Origin of the sequence: Roseibium aggregatum IAM 12614 (genome assembly GCF_000168975.1) — a bacterium.
Lineage (GTDB): Bacteria > Pseudomonadota > Alphaproteobacteria > Rhizobiales > Stappiaceae > Roseibium > Roseibium aggregatum.
Genome location: NZ_AAUW01000004.1, coordinates 268,050 through 283,600, shown reverse-complemented (window position 1 = coordinate 283,600; position 15,551 = coordinate 268,050). Strand labels below are relative to the sequence as shown.

The window sequence follows — 15,551 nt, the reverse complement described above, 5'->3', positions numbered from 1 at the left end:
GCCTCAAACTGCGCTAACTATTGGTGATTAAAGTAAATATGAGCTGAATCGCCTGAATATCATTTTACGGGCTTTTCCAACTCACGTTGTGTGGAAGGCACAGGTCCACCCGCCGGTGGCCCAAAGTGTGCAAGCGTACCGCAAATCTGCATTCTGGCTTTGACCAGAACGGTTCGCCGTGCATTAATGTCACAAGAATATCCATTTTCTTGAAAAAGATGTGATGCTTTGGGAGGGGCGCATGACAGACGCTGAAACCGTGCTCGCTGAACGGCGCGATGGTTGTCTTTTTCTGACACTCAATCGACCGGATCGGCTTAATGCCTTCAACGAGGCGATGCATCATGCGCTTCGCAATCATTTGACGGCCGCCACGCAAGACAGCTCGATCCGGGCCGTGTTGCTGACAGGCGCCGGCCGCGCGTTCTGCGCTGGCCAGGACCTTTCAGATCGGGACATGCGCGGCGGTGGCGAGGCTCCCGATCTCGGGGTTACGCTTGAGACTCTCTACAATCCGCTGGTCCGTCAGATCAGAGCCCTCAAAAAACCGGTCATTTGCGCGGTTAACGGCGTGGCAGCAGGTGCCGGCGCCAATATTGCGCTTGCGTGCGATATCGTGCTGGCCGCCCAGTCGGCACGGTTCATACAGGCTTTTTCCAAGATTGGACTGGTGCCCGATTCGGGTGGAACATGGTTGTTGCCGCGGCTGATCGGCGAAGCGCGGGCCAAGGCGCTTGCCATGACCGGCGAGCCATTGGGGGCTGAGACCGCCGCCGCCTGGGGGCTGATCTGGAAGTCGGTTCCGGATGCGGAACTGATGACGGAAGCCGGAATGCTGGCAACGCAACTGGCCGCCGGGGCAACCACCGGGCTGGCTCTCACCAAGGAACTGATCCAGGCCGCGGCAGATCAGTCTCTCGACCGGCAACTGGATGCCGAGCGTGACAGCCAGCGGAAGGCCGGACGCACGAATGATTACCGGGAGGGCGTTACCGCATTCCTGGAAAAACGCTCTGCCCGGTTTACCGGCGTTTGAATGAGGCACTCCATGACACCGGACGAACTAGCTCGCGCCTGCGCTGACCGCATGTGGTCGCAGGATACAGCGACACAGCACCTCGATATGAAACTCGAGGCCGTGCGCGCCGGCCATTCGACAATGTCGATGACGGTTACAAAAGCCATGACCAATGGCCACGGGATCTGCCATGGCGGCTATATCTTCACGCTTGCCGACAGCGCCTTCGCCTTTGCCTGCAATACCTACAACCAGGTTACGGTCGCCCAGCATTGTGACGTCACGTTTCTGGCCCCAGCCCATCTGGGTGACCGTTTGACGGCTACGGCCAGCGAGAAATCGCGCACCGGCCGGTCGGGACTTTACGACGTCACAGTGGCCAACCAGATGGGAACCGTCATTGCTGAATTCCGAGGCAATTCCAGAACGACTAAAGGTACAATCTTGCCGGACTGACGGCGGGTAGCCCACAGGGCTGCTCAAGGGAGGAAAACATGGAAAATCTGGCTCCGCGACCGGGAGATCTTGAGCCTATTGAAACAGCCAGCCGGGACGAATTGTCGGCCCTGCAATTGCAGAGACTGCAATGGTCTCTCAATCATTCCTACGAAAACGTCCCGCTTTTCAAGAAACGCTTCGACGAAAAAGGCGTCCATCCTTCAGACTTGAAGACCCTTGCCGACCTGTCGAAATTTCCGTTCACGACCAAGAGCGACCTGAGGGACAATTATCCGTTCGGCCTCTTCGCCGTTCCACGCGACAAGATCGTGCGCGTGCATGCGTCTTCCGGGACCACGGGAAAACCGACGGTGGTCGGATACACGGCCAATGACATCGACATGTGGGCCGGACTTGTCGCGCGATCCATTCGTGCATCCGGCGGGCGACCGGGCGATATCATTCACGTCGCCTATGGTTATGGGCTTTTCACCGGCGGGCTTGGAGCTCACTACGGCGCTGAAAAGCTCGGCTGCACCGTTGTTCCGGTCTCCGGCGGCATGACGGAACGCCAGGTGACACTTATCCAGGATTTCAAGCCGCGCATCATCATGGTGACGCCGTCCTACCTCTTGTCGATCCTGGACGAGTTCCGCAGGCAGGGTATTGATCCCCGCGAAACGTCACTTGCCACCGGGATCTTCGGCGCCGAACCCTGGACCAACGCAATGCGCTCGGAGATAGAAGACGCGTTCGACATGCATGCCGTCGACATTTACGGCCTGTCGGAAGTACTCGGGCCGGGTGTCGCAAACGAATGCGTTGAGACCAAGGACGGCCTGCATATCTGGGAAGATCATTTCTATCCTGAAATCATCGACCCCGTGACTGGCGATGTTCTGCCGGACGGTGAGATCGGCGAGCTGGTCTTTACCACGCTCACCAAGGAAGGCCTGCCAATGGTCCGCTACCGCACCCGCGACCTGACCCGGTTATTGCCCGGTACGGCCCGTTCCATGCGGCGGATGGAAAAGATCACCGGCCGTTCCGACGACATGATCATTCTGCGCGGCGTCAATGTGTTCCCGACGCAAATCGAGGAACAGATCCTGAAATGCGTAGGGCTGTCTCCGCATTTCCAGATCGAGTTGACCCGGTCCGATCGGCTCGACGTCATGACGGTGCATGTGGAAGCCCTGCCGAATGCGGCAGCGGATGATGCGCGTCAGGCCTCGGCTAAAGAACTTTCGTATCACATCAAGAGCGTGGTCGGCGTGTCGGCAAGGATCGACGTCACCGAACCCGGCAAGGTGGAGCGTTCCGCCGGTAAGGCGAAAAGGGTGGTTGATAACCGTCCAAAGGAGTAAGCAATCCAGTTCAGTATCGCGCCCGGCCGTGGTTAGCACGAGCCGGGATCGGGGCACGGACAGGAAGCTGGACGCCCTCGGCAACTTTGCCAGAACCCTTCGACAAAAAAAGGCCACCCGATCAGGTGGCCTTCTTCGTTTCGAGCTGCTGGTGCCTCAGGCGGAGGCTGGCCATTCCTTGGCGACAAGTGTCAGCACGTCATACTGGGCGACCGGTTCATCGTTCTGGTTGGTCACAAGGCAGTCCCACCGCACTTCGCCGTAGTCAGCAGAAATTCTTGGCGAAATTTCCTTGGCGGTTAGCTGGACCTTGAGCGCGTCGCCCGCATTGACCGGCGTCATGAAACGCAGGTTGTCGACGCCGTAATTTGCCAGCACCGGTCCTTCGTCCGGATCAACGAACAGGCCGGCGGCAAAGGAGACGATCAGATAGCCGTGTGCCACCCGGCCTTCAAAGAACGGGTTCCGTTTCGCTGCGTCTTCATCCATGTGGGCATAGAACGTATCGCCGGTGAAGGTCGCGAAATGCTCGATGTCTTCCAGTGAGACTTCCCGTGCCTTGGTGTGGAGCTGATCACCGATCTTGAGATCCGAAAGCGATTTTCTGAACGGATGCCGGCTGTCTTCCCGCCCCGGGGCACCTGAAATCCACCTGCCGGTGACGGCTCCGAGCAAGGCAGGCGTTCCCTGCACGGCCGTCCTCTGCATGTAATGTTTGACCGAGCGCAGGCCGCCAAGCTCTTCGCCGCCCCCTGCCCGGCCCGGCCCGCCATGGACCAGCATCGGCAAAGGAGACCCGTGACCGGTCGAGGACTTAGCGCTTTGACGGTTGCCGATCATGACACGGCCGTGGAACGGCGCCATACCGAGAACCGCCTCTTCCGCAACGGACGGATCATTCGTGAAAAGAGACGCTACCAGAGAGCCCTTTCCCTTGTGGGTCAGTTCAACAGCCTCTTCCAACTCGTCGTAGGGCATCAATGTCGCAACCGGACCGAATGCCTCTACCGAATGGACCGCTTCAGCGCTCAAGGGATTGTCACAATGCAACAGAACCGGTCCAGCAAACGCTCCCTTCGCCGGACCTTTTTGGTCGAGGCCAGGCACGATTTCGGCCTCCGTTTTCAGATCGGCGACACGTGCGAGAACTTCTTCACGCTGTCCGGCTGAAGCAAGCGGCCCCATTGACACGGCTTCGTCACGCGGATCGCCGATCACCGTCTTGCCGAGCCGCTTACAAAGCGCATCCGCAACTGCCGCAGAGAGCTTGCGAGGGACGATAACCCGGCGAATGGCCGTGCACTTCTGCCCAGCCTTCACCGTCATTTCCCGTGCAACTTCCTTGATGAAGAGATCGAATTCGGGATCTTCCGCGCGGACATCCGGCCCCAGAACGGCAGCGTTGAGACTGTCGGCTTCCATCGAGAAGCGCACGGAATTCTGCACGATGGCTGGCGTTTGACGCAGCATCTGACCCGTTGCCGCTGATCCGGTAAAGGTGACAACGTCTTGTCCGGTGACGTGGTCGATCAGATCTCCCGCCGATCCGCACAGGAGCTGAAGCGAACCTTCCGGAAGAATACCGGTTGCCAGAATATGGCGCACCATCAGCTCGGTCAGATAGGCGGTCTGGCTCGCAGGCTTGACCAGACACGGCACCCCTGCAATCAGGGCCGGAGCAATCTTTTCCAGCATTCCCCAGCACGGGAAGTTGAACGCGTTGATATGAACGGCAATGCCCTGCAAAGGCGTCAACACATGTTGGCCGGAAAAGGTGTTGTCCCGAGACAACGGCTCCACCGCGCCCTCGACAAAAACCCTGGTGTTCGGCATTTCGCGCCGCGCCTTGGAAGAATAGGCGTACATGGTGCCGATACCGCCTTCGATATCGATCCAGCTATCCTTGCGCGTGGCACCGGTCGCAAAGCTTTCCTGGTAGAAGATTTCCTTCTGCTCCGTCAGCGCCTGGGCCAGGGTTTTCAGCATCAGGGCGCGCTCGTGATAGGTCATCTTGCGCAGGGCCTTGCCGCCTGTGTCGCGGCCCCAGGCAAGCGCTTCGGCGAGATCCAGACCGGAGGCGTCAATTGTTGCAACGGGAGCGCCGGTTGCAGCATCCAGCAAAGGTTTGCCTTCTGCCTTTCCTTGCCGCCAGCTACCGGCAAGGTAGCTTTCCAAAACGCGGACTTTGTGCGGGTGAGCGGTCATTTTAAATCCAGTTCTTGAAGCGGGACAGGCTCAGGCGTCGTAGGTGACGACAAGGCGTTTGCTGAGCGGACGCGACTGGCAGGTCAGAACGTAACCGTCACGTATTTCATCATCTTCCAGAGCATGGTTGGCGGCCATTTCGACCTCTCCTTCCAGCACCTTGCCACGGCAAGTGGAGCAAACTCCGGCGCAACAGGAATATGGGGCATCGATGTTATGGCGATGTGCAGCTTCCAGAATGGTCTCGCCCGGCTCCATGTGGATTTCCCGCGTGGTGCCGTCGATGGTCAGGCGAAGATCGGCTTCTTTCGCAGAGCCATCGATGACTTCCGGACGAAGCTTTGCCGGCAAGCGCCCCGGCTGGTCGGACTTGAAGAGTTCCTGGCGGATCTTGTCCGCTTCGACGCCCCGCGCTTCCAGGCTTGTGCGAACGGTCTCCATCATTCCGTGGGGACCACACAGGAAAGCAACATCGATGTCCTGAGGGTCGATCAGCGTTTCAAACAGATCGTTCAATTTCTCTGCATCGACACGTCCGGAAAACAGTTCGGTGTCCTGCGCATCGCTTTTGAGAATATGGATCACCTGCAGGCGGCCGAGATAGCGGTTCTTCAAATCCTCCAGTTCCTCGCGGAACATGATCGAGGAGATCTGCCGGTTGGCATAAACCAGTGTGAATTGAGAATTCGGTTCGCGTGCCAGCACCGTTTTCAGGATAGACAGGATGGGAGTTATGCCCGAGCCGCCGGCAAAACCGACATAGAAGCGCGCAAGATCCGGATTGATCGGGGCATTGAAGCTGCCGAGGGGCGGCATAGCCTCAAGCATGTCTCCAGGCCGCATGCTTTCATGAGCCCAGCAGGAAAAAGCACCGCCATCGACGCGCTTTATCCCGACTTTCAGCGTTCCGTCCTCTGTGCCGGCGCAAATGGAATAGCAACGGCGCACTTCATGGCCATCGAAATCGCGCCGGAACGTCAGATACTGTCCCTGCTCGAAGCGGAACAGATCCTGCTCCTCCGGCTTCGGTTGCAAGGTTACGACGACGGAATCTCTCGTATCCGGCGTCACCTCAGTCACTGTCAGCGCATGAAACCGCGACATGCATGTCCTCCCGAAACATGATCTGGAGCACCCGCCGGTTCCGGCTTCGCGGCGCTCGAATATCCCTGGCCGGACAACGGAAGCCTCAAGCTTCCCTGGGCGACCAGACTAGAAACCGTGCCTTCTCAGTGGCACTTGAAGTAATCGAATGGCTCCAGGCAGGACCGGCAGCGATAAGCAGCCTTGCAGGGTGTGGAGCCAAACTGACTGATCTTTTCCGTGTTTTCCGAACCGCAGCGCGGACATGCGACCTGAAAATCGCCCTGACCTGTCATTCGCGCCAGCCGACCGGCAGACGAACCATCTGAACGGGTTCCGTCAACTGGCGGCGCAATGCCGTATGCGCGCAGTTTTTCCCGGCCCGCTTCCGACAGCCAGTCGGTCGTCCACGGCGGGCTAAGCTGCTGCTCAAGACGCACCTTGGAAACACCGCATTCCAGCAACTTGGTTTCAATATCCAGATTGATCACCGCGGTTGCCGGACAGCCGCTGTAGGTCGGCGTGACCGTTACAACAAGAGTATCGTCCTGCCAGGTGACATCACGGATGACACCCAGATCCGTCAGAGAAAGAACCGGAATTTCCGGATCGGGTATCTCCGACAACCATTGCCAGACGATGTCCTCGGAAACAGGCATGGCGTCACCAGGTTGCGCCGGGATAGGCACGCTGCAGGAACTGCATTTCCGCAAGCAGGTGTCCCAGATGTTCCGAATGACGGCCCGTCAAGCCACCGGTATGGGCAAATTCGTCTTCCGGTGCAGTGAGTGTCGCTTGGTCCAAAACCGCATCAACGGTTTCCTGCCATGCCGCTTTCAACGAAGCGGGATCCGGGGCGAGACCGGCATCCGCCATTGCGGTGTCGACGGCATCGCTGACGAACATTTCTCCGGTGTATGACCACAGGGCATCGAGCGCTTGCTGCATGCGACGATGACTTTCCGCGGTGCCGTCACCAAGCCGGATGACAAGGTCGGCGGAACGATCAAGATGATAGGCAACTTCCTTGCCGGCCTTGGCGGCAATGGCAGCGATCCTCTCGTCTTTCGATCCCTTCAGAGCCTCAAGCATCGGCACCTGATAGGCGTCTATCAGGAACTGCCTCATCAGCGTCTGACCGAAATCTCCGTTCGGCTGTTCGGCGAGCAGAAAGTTGCGGAAGTCCCACGCGTCACGGAGATAAGCCAGCTCATTTTCGCCGCGCCCCTGACCCTCGATTTCGCCGGCAAGGCTCAGCCACATGCGTGCCTGCCCGATTAGATCGAGTGCGACATTCGCGAGCGCGATGTCTTCTTCCAGGACCGGCGAATGGCCGCACCACTCGGAAACGCGGTGTCCGAGCACCAGCGCGGTATCGCCCCGGCGCAGCAGCCACTCAAACTGAATATCGTTTGCGATAAGATCGGTTGCACTTGCCATTACATTTTTCCGACTTCATCGGGAATGTCGTAAAAACTCGGGTGCCTGTAGATCTTGTCCATGGACGGCTCGAACAGGGCATCCTTGGCTCCAGGATCTGACGCGGTGATCTGCGCCGACGGCACCACCCAGATGGAAACGCCTTCCTTGCGGCGTGTGTAAACGTCGCGTGCGTTCTTGATCGCCATTTCAGCGTCCGGAGCATGAAGGGAACCGACATGACGATGATTGAGACCGTGCTGACCACGAATAAAGACCTCCCAGAGGGGCCATTCCTTTTTCATGATTTCCTCCGAAATGTCAGGCTGCGGTACTGGAACAACGTGCCGATCGCCAGAGATTGGCGTCCTTCACATGGTCCCAGCCGAAGGCTAGATCCGTTGATCCATGGGTGTTCAGATAATCGAGTTTTTGCAAGGCTTCCACGAGCGTCGGTTCATGGCCAACGTCGACCGGCCACATGACGAAATGCATCCGTTCCATGACCTCGAACCATTCGGCCCTGCGGTCGTAGATACGTTTGTGGACGGTCTTGAAGACGAAGTTTTCCAAAGACGTCACGTCAGTCCAAACCGACAGGTTCGGGATCACCAGCGGATCATTTTCGCTGGTCATGGACGTCGCGTTCCCGGCCTCGTCCTTCAAGCGCCAGACAAACCCGCTGCTGCGTTCGGCGGCTGCATTGACGCGGTCCAGATTGTTGACGAAATCTGCGATCCGGGGATCGGTGATTTCATATCGCAGGCGCGCCACATTCAACTCGGCCAGGTGTTGTTTCCTGATCATGTATCTTACTCTGCGGCGGTTCGTGCAGCGACCCGCTTGTCAGCATGCGCCATCAACCCATCCCGCACCCAGGCACCATCTTCCCAGGCCCTGACCCGCGCTTCCATGCGCTCTCTGTTGCAAGGGCCGTTACCCTTCAACACTTCGAAGAATTCGCTCCAGTCCGGTTCTGAAAAGTCGTAACCACCCTTTTCCTCATTCCATTTGAGGTTCTCATCGGGAACCGTCAGTCCGAGGTATTCAGCCTGGGGAACGGTCTGGTCGACAAACTTCTGACGGAGCTCATCGTTTGTGTTGATCTTGATTTTCCACGCCATCGACTGAGCTGAATGGACCGAATCCTTGTCCGACGGACCGAACATCATCAGCGACGGATACCAGAACCTGTTCAAGGCATCCTGCGCCATCCGGCGCTGCGCCGGCGAGCCCTTGGCCATCTTCATCATGATGTCGTAGCCTTGGCGCTGGTGGAAACTCTCTTCCTTGCAGATGCGGATCATCGCCCGGGAATACGGTCCGAAAGATGTTCTCTGCAGCGGCACCTGGTTCATGATGGCCGCACCATCCACCAGCCAGCCGACCGCGCCTATATCGGCCCACGTGAGCGTCGGATAATTGAAGATCGAGGAGTATTTCATCTTGCCGGCGTGCAGTAGCTCAATCAGCTCATCCCGGCTGACGCCGAGGGTTTCTGCCGCACAGTAGAGGTAAAGCCCATGACCGGCTTCGTCCTGCACTTTGGCAAGCAGGATGGCCTTGCGCTCGAGCGTCGGCGCACGCGTGATCCAGTTGCCTTCCGGAAGCTGGCCGACAATCTCCGAATGGGCATGCTGGCCAATCTGGCGGATCAGGGTCTTGCGATAGCCTTCCGGCATCCAGTCCGTTGGCTCGATCTTCTCGCCACGGTCGATGCGTTCCTGGAACGCACGCTCCTGTTCCGTCATTTCGGAAAGAGAACGCACTTTGGTCGCGTCGGTTTTTACCATCTGGGCATACATGACGCCTCCTTTCGTCATGTTGAATTTCCGAAAGGATACCTCACAAAGCATCACAGAAAAAGCGTGAATTTAATTATTTCTGTGATGTTTTTGGTTTGATCACTCCCATAATCTTATTTTGGTAATTATTTCAGATACTTGATGACAGGGCCTGCATCCGTTTCAGCACAGCATCTGGTTCTTCGGCCAACAGGCCGTCCTGGTTCATCAGGTTTTGGGCGATATAACCGTCAGCACCTGGAGACAGGTTTCGGTAGAGGGCCGCAAATAGAGATCTTGCCTCATAACCGCTCCAGTCTTTCGGCAAAACCGAGCGTGGCAGCCGCGGGTCTCGCAAGCGAATGCCGCGGTAGGCATGCACGAGCGCGAGACGAAACAGCAGCGCGGACCGGGGCAAAAGCCCTCTTGCCACAAGGTCCTGCATCGGCCCGAAGCGCGACACAAACTCCGCGTAGTCACAGGCAAGAGAACCAAGACCAAACGCGGAACTGGCGATGTCTTTCAGGTCGCCCCGGTTGGGAACGTCCGTTGCGCGAAAAGTTGTGCCAAGAAGCGGGCGCCCCGGCCTGTCAGCACCGATAAAAACATTGCCTTCCAGGGAGGCAAAACCGAACCGCATCAGAATCGCCTGATCTGCGGCCTCAGTGCAATGGGTCAACAGCCAGCCGCAATCGGTATCTTCGGGCCCATAGAACAAATCGGCCGCGAGGTGGTACTCTTCTCGCGCGTCCGGCGTCAAAGCATAGAAGCTGCGCCGGCCTTCCCTCTCACCCGTCAGTTGGCCTTTCGACACCAGACGAGAAACGGCCGTTCTGACCAGGGATTCATTGACCCCGAAACTGGCGCACAGGCTGATGAGATCTCCCATCCACAACACGCCGCCGCGCGGTTCGACGATATCGCCGTAGATCGTAACGATCAGTTGTGCAGCTTTGGGCGGAAACGGCTGCAGAAAACCCTCCGTCAGACTTTCAGTATCAGTGTGCATGAAGCTTTTGATCCATCGGCATTTTTCTAAAGTCTACCCGCTGGCAGCCGGCAAACCAAGACGTTCGAAAACGCTCCTGGCAACAAACCAGCACAATTGGACTTGAAAAACAAAATCCTGAACGTTATAAAATTACACGTTACATAATTACATCCCTGTGGAAGTCACATCCGATGCCCCTCTCCTTTACCGCGATCCAAGCCGGCGTCTACCGCTCGCTTCGGCTGACGGCTCCTGCTACCGCTGCGCTTCTGACCCTGGCTGTGAACGCACATGCCGAAGCCCCTTCGGTCGTTACCTCGATCAAACCGCTCCACTCCATCGCTGCCGCCGTTATGGAAGGTGTCGGGACCCCGTATGTGCTCATCGACGGAGCATCTTCTCCCCATGGGTATGCGTTAAAACCGTCCCAGGCTTTTCTGCTTCAAGGGGCCGATGTGGTGTTCTGGGTCGGGCCGGAGTTGGCGCCCTCCCTCCAGAAGCCCATCGAAACCATGGCGAAAAATGCCGTATCGGTCGAGCTGATAGAGGCTTCGGGAATCCGTCAGCTCGACATCCGGGAAGGTGCCAGCTTCGACGCGCATGACCACGACCATGAAGATGGTGATGTGGAAGGCGAGCATGCCGGAGACGACCACGACCATTCAGCCGATGAACATGACCACGCTGAGGAACATGAGAAGGCTCAAGGCGCCTCCGATCACGATGATCACGCCAACGAGGCAGAGCATGATCACGCGGAGCATGGTGCTGTTGATCCGCATATCTGGCTCAATCCGGAAAACGGCATCGAGATCGCAAAGATCATGGCAGATACTCTTGCAGAACGGGATCCTGCCAATGCCGATGTTTACAAAAAGAACGCAGCCGCCTTTGCCAAACGGATCAGTGAACTAGACGAGGAAATTTCCGCCGAACTTGCCCCGTTGACGGACCGCAAGTTCATCGTGTTCCACGACGCCTACCACCACTTCGAACATCACTACGATATCGAGGCGAGCGGCTCGGTTACCGTTTCTCCTGAAGCCTTGTCCAGCGCGGACAGGATCAAGGAGATTCAGAAGAAGATCAGCGAGCTCAATGTCAGTTGCGTCTTTCAGGAACCGCAATTCGACGCCAAGCTGGTTTCCGTTGTTCTGGAAGGCAGTAACGCAAAGTCAGCCGCGCTCGACCCGCTGGGAACCGGGTTGGAAAACGGACCGGACCTTTATCCGCAACTCCTGAAGGGGCTTGCAGACGCCTTGAAGGGATGTCTTGGCGGAGCATCCTGAGACTGACCGTTCGAACAAGAAACAAAAAACCGCCGGAGGTTTCCCTTCGGCGGTTTTTGATTGCAGTCCTTACTCAGGACGTTCTGACTTTTTCGCGAGCAGCTTCTGTTTTCTCGATTGCCTCCAACAGGTGCATGTCCCTGTCGTAGACATCGGTATAGAAGCCGATAGTCCCGTCCTGCTCCGGCCATGCTGTGAAGTAGGACACATAGACCGGAATATCACCCGTCACCCGTTCCTGTTCGTTCTGGCCACCCGAGATACGGGAACTCACATAGTCCTTCGACTTCCCGAGAACAGCAGCGGCCATGGCCTTGGGGTCTTGAAGGCGGATACAGCCGTGGCTGTAAGCGCGCATGTCCTTCTTGAAGAGGCTCTTTGCCGGCGTGTCATGCATGTAGATGTGATGCTTGTTGGGGAAGAGGATCTTGACCTCCCCAAGCGCATTTGAGCTGCCCGGATACTGGCGAACATTGACGGATTGCTGTTTGGAGGCAACCGCGTACCAATCGACTGCAGACGAGGAGATCTGGCGGCCGCCCGGTGTCGTGACTTCGTAGCCGGCACGGTCGAGATAGCTGGGATCCTTGGCGAGTTTCGGCAGCATTTCATTGACGATGATCGAATACGGCACGCCCCAATAGGGATTGTATTCAACGATCTGGATCTTGTCGTAAAAGAAGTTGGTCTGATTGGACTTCTTGCCGACAACGACACGCATGCTCAGCGGGTCTTCGCCTGGTGCCGTATAGGTTGCCGTGAAGGCTGCCTGATTGATGAAGACCTTGCGTTCGCCAAGTTGCTCGGGCAACCAGCGGCTCCGCTCCATGGCCAGTTCGACCTTGGCGATCTTTGCCGCGTTTGTTTCCCCCACCATCGCATTGATGGTGTTCTTGCCGATGATGCCATCCGGGGTGAGTTTGGCTTCCTTCTGGAAAGCCTTCACCAGCTCGACAAGTTCCGGAGAATAGAGTTCTGCGCCGTCGTAGGCGGTCAGCGTTTCTGCATGAGCCGTCTTGAGTTCCTCTGAACCGTTCTTGTTGATCGCGGCAACGATATTCTTCATTTCAGGGCTGGACTTGCCCGCCTTGAGAAAAGTATCCGGCGCGATAACGATCTGGTCGGCGTCCTCGTCTTCAGCTTTCAGGCGGGCAAGCTCTTCCGTCAGTTTGCGGAAGTGGTCGCTTTGCGGCTGCACATTCGCGACTTCAGCTTCGACGTCCGATGCATTCTTGAAGCCTTCCAGAGCGCTGACAAGATCGACCGCGTGCCGAGGCAGGTCGTGATACTCTGAGATGCGGTTCGGATCGACACGGCCGCGTCTGGAATCCAGAACATACGTCAGAACCGCTGCGCTCATTTCCATTTCGAACCGCATCATCGCGGCTTCAAGCGCCTCGCCTTCCAGTCCGGCGGTCGCGGGAAGATCTACAAGGTAGTCATCCGGGTTAAGCGCATATTTGGCGGTGTCCCCCAGGCCGCGGCGCATGGCCATTGCCTTGTCGGTCGGCTTACCGTCCTTGACCCACACGAAATCGGGATGTTCGCGATAATAGGAGATAACCGCTTCGCCAACTTCCGGCAGAACCGTCAGAGACACCTTCTTCAACGCCGGGCGCGCAGCGTCGAACGCAGTCGGCACGACAGGAGCCTGAGGCAAGCTATCGCTCTCAACGGCCGGTGTTTCGGCAACTTCACCAGACTGCACGTCCGGCTGTACCTCGGCGGTTTTCATCTCCGACAGTTCTGCAAGAGAGACCGTTTTCCAGCTGTCGGGCGTGTAATTGAGGTAACGCGGAGCTGAGACCCTGGCGCTAACAACCTTCTTGCGCAGATCCTGCTGTTGCTGCTGCCGTTCCCGCTCCTGCTGGCGCCGATGCGCTTCAGGGTTGAACAGGCGCTGAAACAGGCCTTGCGCGGTTGCCGTTTCGACAGTCGCAAGATTGAAACCGGAAAAGAGAACCGTCGCCATCAGGCCGGCTCTGAGGGACGCGCCAAGCACAGAGCGTGTCCGGTTTTTCCTGGAACCTTCGCCCAGTGCCATTTCATTCGCTCGCATTGTTTAAGCCCGTTTGTTTTATGTCTGTTAGAACCCGAAGCCTTGCCCAAGTCTTCCAGATTTTATCATTCCCTGCCAGGATCGAAGACGTTCCAGCACATGCGCGACCGATCTCGGTTTAACGCGCATGGTGCGGGCTTTGCAGTTTCCATATAACCGGAGCCGCCCTCCGACTCCCTGAAACTGCGTCTGTAAACGCTTGATACTATAACAGGGTTCATCAGATGGTTAAGGGGCGCGGTTATACACAGGTTTGAAATCAGACAAGTGTGGCGATAATGCCTCGTACCCGCTTTGCTCGGATTGGCCTTCCGAACGTTTGCTCACTGCCAAATCGCGGGTATTTTTAAAAGCGCTTCAAAGTGACTGTCGTCACTTCACCGTTCGCTGCGACGACGTATCACGGCATCACGAATTAGTGAAAAAGCCGGAGTGCAACATGCCGTTTCAATTCAATGTCGGTGACCATTCGTCACCGATGTGGAAATACACCAGTTTCGATTCATCCCAGTATTCAAAGCTGAAGTGGGCCCGGAACAAATTGTTCAAGATGGTCAAGAACAACCCGTCCTGTAATGCCTATTTCCGCACACTGCCCAAAGGACGCAGCCTGTCGGACATGATCAATGACAGCACGATCTGGGTGAATTACGGCCCGACGATATCACCGCTGCACGGGGAAATTCATGTTCCTTCGGGCGAAATCGCGATAGGCGACAGAGCTTTCAATATGGGCAGATGGATGGTGTTGGCGACTATCATCCACGAGTTCGCACACCACAATGGCGCACCGATCACCGGTGGCGATACGCGTGCGGAAGAAGCCGTCTACCATTGCGGCCTTGGCACTGCGAAGGAATATTATGACGGTGTTGATGATCCAAGCACGCCTTACGACCCACACGTGGGCGGCTGATCAACATTCCATGATGCGCGGCCCCAATGGCAGGGGCCGCACATGGAACAAAAAGTCCGGATCAGAACGGGATCTCGTCGTCCATAGGGCCGCTGCCGCCGCCACCGGACGGGCCGCCGTAACCGCCACCGCTGCTGGAACCACCACCGTAGCCGCCGCCGAAATTCCCTCCGGAACCGCCACCGCCAAAGCCGCCCCCGCCGCCCTGCGGCTCGTTGCCGTAATCGGGGAGACCACCTGATGCCCCGCCGCCTTCGCCGCGGCCGTCAAGCATGGTCAGGTTGGAGTTGAAGCCCTGCAATACGATTTCCGTCGAATACCGATCCTGGCCTGACTGGTCCTGCCATTTGCGGGTCTGAAGCTGACCTTCGAGATAGACCTTCGAGCCTTTGCGCAGATACTGCTCGGCGACTTTGCACAAACCGTCGTTGAAGATCACCACCCGGTGCCATTCCGTCTTCTCACGGCGCTCGCCGGTGTTGCGATCACGCCAGGATTCCGACGTCGCAATCCGGAGATTGGCGATCGGGCGGCCATCCTGCGTGCGGCGGATTTCCGGGTCTGCTCCCAGATTGCCGACCAAAATTACTTTGTTGACGCTGCCCGCCATACTGAACTCCTGTTTGTTTTTCGCTGACCAGACCGCCGATTTCCACGTGCTTCTCCGGCACGTTCCGGCAATCAGCCCGCGCTGCAAGCTTTGCTGCTAGAAACCAGAACCCTAGCGGCCCGCCAACAGCTTCGCCGCTATTTTCGCCTGCCTTCAACCATTTTCCACAAGGCAGCACGAAATTTGCCACCTGCATCGTGCGCCCAAAATTCGAGCAGCTCCCAAAGATACCACCATGAATTGCGGCTCGTTACAATTTGCCCCGTTTTTGTTCCAACCCTTCCAGGACTGTATGTCAGGACATAACCTCGCGCTTTGTGCCGGCCTGCCCTCCCTATCAGGTCGTTCTCCTGACGGGACGCCCGTCAATGT

Annotated in this window: 15 protein-coding genes; 5 read left to right on the top strand and 10 right to left on the bottom strand. The window is 57.4% G+C overall.

Features of this window, described 5'->3' with window-relative positions; translation table 11 throughout:
* The first annotated feature begins 241 nt into the window (after positions 1–241).
* The 3 genes from paaG to paaK are packed head-to-tail and all read left to right on the top strand — an operon-like array spanning position 242 to position 2,823.
* A complete protein-coding gene (paaG, locus tag SIAM614_RS07445; RefSeq protein ID WP_040439596.1) occupies positions 242–1,036 on the top strand; it encodes a 2-(1,2-epoxy-1,2-dihydrophenyl)acetyl-CoA isomerase PaaG in 795 nt (264 codons plus the stop codon).
* Positions 1,037–1,048: 12 nt separating this feature from the next.
* Positions 1,049–1,474: a hydroxyphenylacetyl-CoA thioesterase PaaI gene (gene paaI / locus SIAM614_RS07440; protein WP_006933316.1), complete on the top strand. Its 426-nt coding sequence runs from the start codon at positions 1,049–1,051 to the stop codon at positions 1,472–1,474.
* A gap of 38 nt (positions 1,475–1,512) precedes the next feature.
* On the top strand, positions 1,513–2,823 hold the full coding sequence (gene paaK / locus SIAM614_RS07435; RefSeq protein ID WP_006933315.1) for a phenylacetate--CoA ligase PaaK: 1,311 nt from the start codon (positions 1,513–1,515) through the stop codon (positions 2,821–2,823).
* A gap of 156 nt (positions 2,824–2,979) precedes the next feature.
* On the opposite strand, the gene paaZ is transcribed toward paaK, so the two are convergent.
* The 8 genes from paaZ to SIAM614_RS07395 all read right to left on the bottom strand — a co-directional run bounded on the left by paaZ (position 2,980) and on the right by SIAM614_RS07395 (position 10,323).
* Positions 2,980–5,028 (bottom strand): phenylacetic acid degradation bifunctional protein PaaZ, encoded by a 2,049-nt coding sequence (gene paaZ, locus SIAM614_RS07430; RefSeq protein WP_006933314.1) that lies wholly within the window; start codon positions 5,026–5,028, stop codon positions 2,980–2,982.
* 30 nt (positions 5,029–5,058) lie between these two features.
* Positions 5,059–6,132 carry a 1,2-phenylacetyl-CoA epoxidase subunit PaaE gene (paaE, locus tag SIAM614_RS07425; RefSeq protein WP_006933313.1) on the bottom strand — a complete coding sequence of 358 codons (1,074 nt, stop codon included), beginning with the start codon at positions 6,130–6,132 and terminating at the stop codon, positions 5,059–5,061.
* Positions 6,133–6,257: 125 nt separating this feature from the next.
* Positions 6,258–6,770: a 1,2-phenylacetyl-CoA epoxidase subunit PaaD gene (gene paaD, locus SIAM614_RS07420; RefSeq protein ID WP_006933308.1), complete on the bottom strand. Its 513-nt coding sequence runs from the start codon at positions 6,768–6,770 to the stop codon at positions 6,258–6,260.
* A 4-nt stretch (positions 6,771–6,774) separates the two neighbouring features.
* Positions 6,775–7,551 carry a 1,2-phenylacetyl-CoA epoxidase subunit PaaC gene (gene paaC / locus SIAM614_RS07415; RefSeq protein WP_006933305.1) on the bottom strand — a complete coding sequence of 259 codons (777 nt, stop codon included), beginning with the start codon at positions 7,549–7,551 and terminating at the stop codon, positions 6,775–6,777.
* Entirely contained in the window at positions 7,551–7,835 is a 285-nt protein-coding gene (gene paaB / locus SIAM614_RS07410; RefSeq protein ID WP_006933303.1) for a 1,2-phenylacetyl-CoA epoxidase subunit PaaB, read from the bottom strand. The genes paaC and paaB overlap by 1 nt, the downstream gene beginning before the upstream one ends.
* A 16-nt stretch (positions 7,836–7,851) precedes the next feature.
* A complete protein-coding gene (locus SIAM614_RS07405; protein WP_006933302.1) occupies positions 7,852–8,337 on the bottom strand; it encodes a DUF3291 domain-containing protein in 486 nt (161 codons plus the stop codon).
* Positions 8,338–8,342: 5 nt separating this feature from the next.
* Positions 8,343–9,335: a 1,2-phenylacetyl-CoA epoxidase subunit PaaA gene (gene paaA / locus SIAM614_RS07400; protein ID WP_006933301.1), complete on the bottom strand. Its 993-nt coding sequence runs from the start codon at positions 9,333–9,335 to the stop codon at positions 8,343–8,345.
* 130 nt (positions 9,336–9,465) lie between these two features.
* Positions 9,466–10,323 carry a PaaX family transcriptional regulator gene (locus SIAM614_RS07395; RefSeq protein ID WP_006933300.1) on the bottom strand — a complete coding sequence of 286 codons (858 nt, stop codon included), beginning with the start codon at positions 10,321–10,323 and terminating at the stop codon, positions 9,466–9,468.
* 173 nt (positions 10,324–10,496) lie between these two features.
* Between SIAM614_RS07395 and SIAM614_RS07390 the strand changes: the two genes are divergently transcribed.
* On the top strand, positions 10,497–11,594 hold the full coding sequence (locus SIAM614_RS07390) for a zinc ABC transporter substrate-binding protein (protein WP_006933299.1): 1,098 nt from the start codon (positions 10,497–10,499) through the stop codon (positions 11,592–11,594).
* 73 nt (positions 11,595–11,667) lie between these two features.
* Here SIAM614_RS07390 and SIAM614_RS07385 read toward each other — a convergent pair whose 3' ends face one another.
* Positions 11,668–13,638 carry a L,D-transpeptidase family protein gene (locus SIAM614_RS07385; protein WP_006933298.1) on the bottom strand — a complete coding sequence of 657 codons (1,971 nt, stop codon included), beginning with the start codon at positions 13,636–13,638 and terminating at the stop codon, positions 11,668–11,670.
* 454 nt (positions 13,639–14,092) lie between these two features.
* Here SIAM614_RS07385 and SIAM614_RS07380 point away from each other — a divergent pair, with 454 nt between their 5' ends.
* Positions 14,093–14,569, top strand: coding sequence for a hypothetical protein (locus SIAM614_RS07380; protein ID WP_040439506.1), 477 nt, complete (start codon positions 14,093–14,095; stop codon positions 14,567–14,569).
* Positions 14,570–14,630: 61 nt separating this feature from the next.
* Here SIAM614_RS07380 and SIAM614_RS07375 read toward each other — a convergent pair whose 3' ends face one another.
* Complete coding sequence (locus SIAM614_RS07375) at positions 14,631–15,179, bottom strand: single-stranded DNA-binding protein (protein WP_006933296.1); 549 nt, start codon at positions 15,177–15,179, stop codon at positions 14,631–14,633.
* Positions 15,180–15,551 lie beyond the last annotated feature (372 nt).

Coding starts and splice junctions, on each gene's coding strand:
- paaG (WP_040439596.1), top strand. CDS start 242: ATGACAGACGCTGAAACCGTGCTCGCTGAACGGCGCGATGGTTGTCTT.
- paaI (WP_006933316.1), top strand. CDS start 1,049: ATGACACCGGACGAACTAGCTCGCGCCTGCGCTGACCGCATGTGGTCG.
- paaK (WP_006933315.1), top strand. CDS start 1,513: ATGGAAAATCTGGCTCCGCGACCGGGAGATCTTGAGCCTATTGAAACA.
- paaZ (WP_006933314.1), bottom strand. CDS start 5,028: ATGACCGCTCACCCGCACAAAGTCCGCGTTTTGGAAAGCTACCTTGCC.
- paaE (WP_006933313.1), bottom strand. CDS start 6,132: ATGTCGCGGTTTCATGCGCTGACAGTGACTGAGGTGACGCCGGATACG.
- paaD (WP_006933308.1), bottom strand. CDS start 6,770: ATGCCTGTTTCCGAGGACATCGTCTGGCAATGGTTGTCGGAGATACCC.
- paaC (WP_006933305.1), bottom strand. CDS start 7,551: ATGGCAAGTGCAACCGATCTTATCGCAAACGATATTCAGTTTGAGTGG.
- paaB (WP_006933303.1), bottom strand. CDS start 7,835: ATGAAAAAGGAATGGCCCCTCTGGGAGGTCTTTATTCGTGGTCAGCAC.
- SIAM614_RS07405 (WP_006933302.1), bottom strand. CDS start 8,337: ATGATCAGGAAACAACACCTGGCCGAGTTGAATGTGGCGCGCCTGCGA.
- paaA (WP_006933301.1), bottom strand. CDS start 9,335: ATGTATGCCCAGATGGTAAAAACCGACGCGACCAAAGTGCGTTCTCTT.
- SIAM614_RS07395 (WP_006933300.1), bottom strand. CDS start 10,323: ATGCACACTGATACTGAAAGTCTGACGGAGGGTTTTCTGCAGCCGTTT.
- SIAM614_RS07390 (WP_006933299.1), top strand. CDS start 10,497: ATGCCCCTCTCCTTTACCGCGATCCAAGCCGGCGTCTACCGCTCGCTT.
- SIAM614_RS07385 (WP_006933298.1), bottom strand. CDS start 13,638: ATGGCACTGGGCGAAGGTTCCAGGAAAAACCGGACACGCTCTGTGCTT.
- SIAM614_RS07380 (WP_040439506.1), top strand. CDS start 14,093: ATGCCGTTTCAATTCAATGTCGGTGACCATTCGTCACCGATGTGGAAA.
- SIAM614_RS07375 (WP_006933296.1), bottom strand. CDS start 15,179: ATGGCGGGCAGCGTCAACAAAGTAATTTTGGTCGGCAATCTGGGAGCA.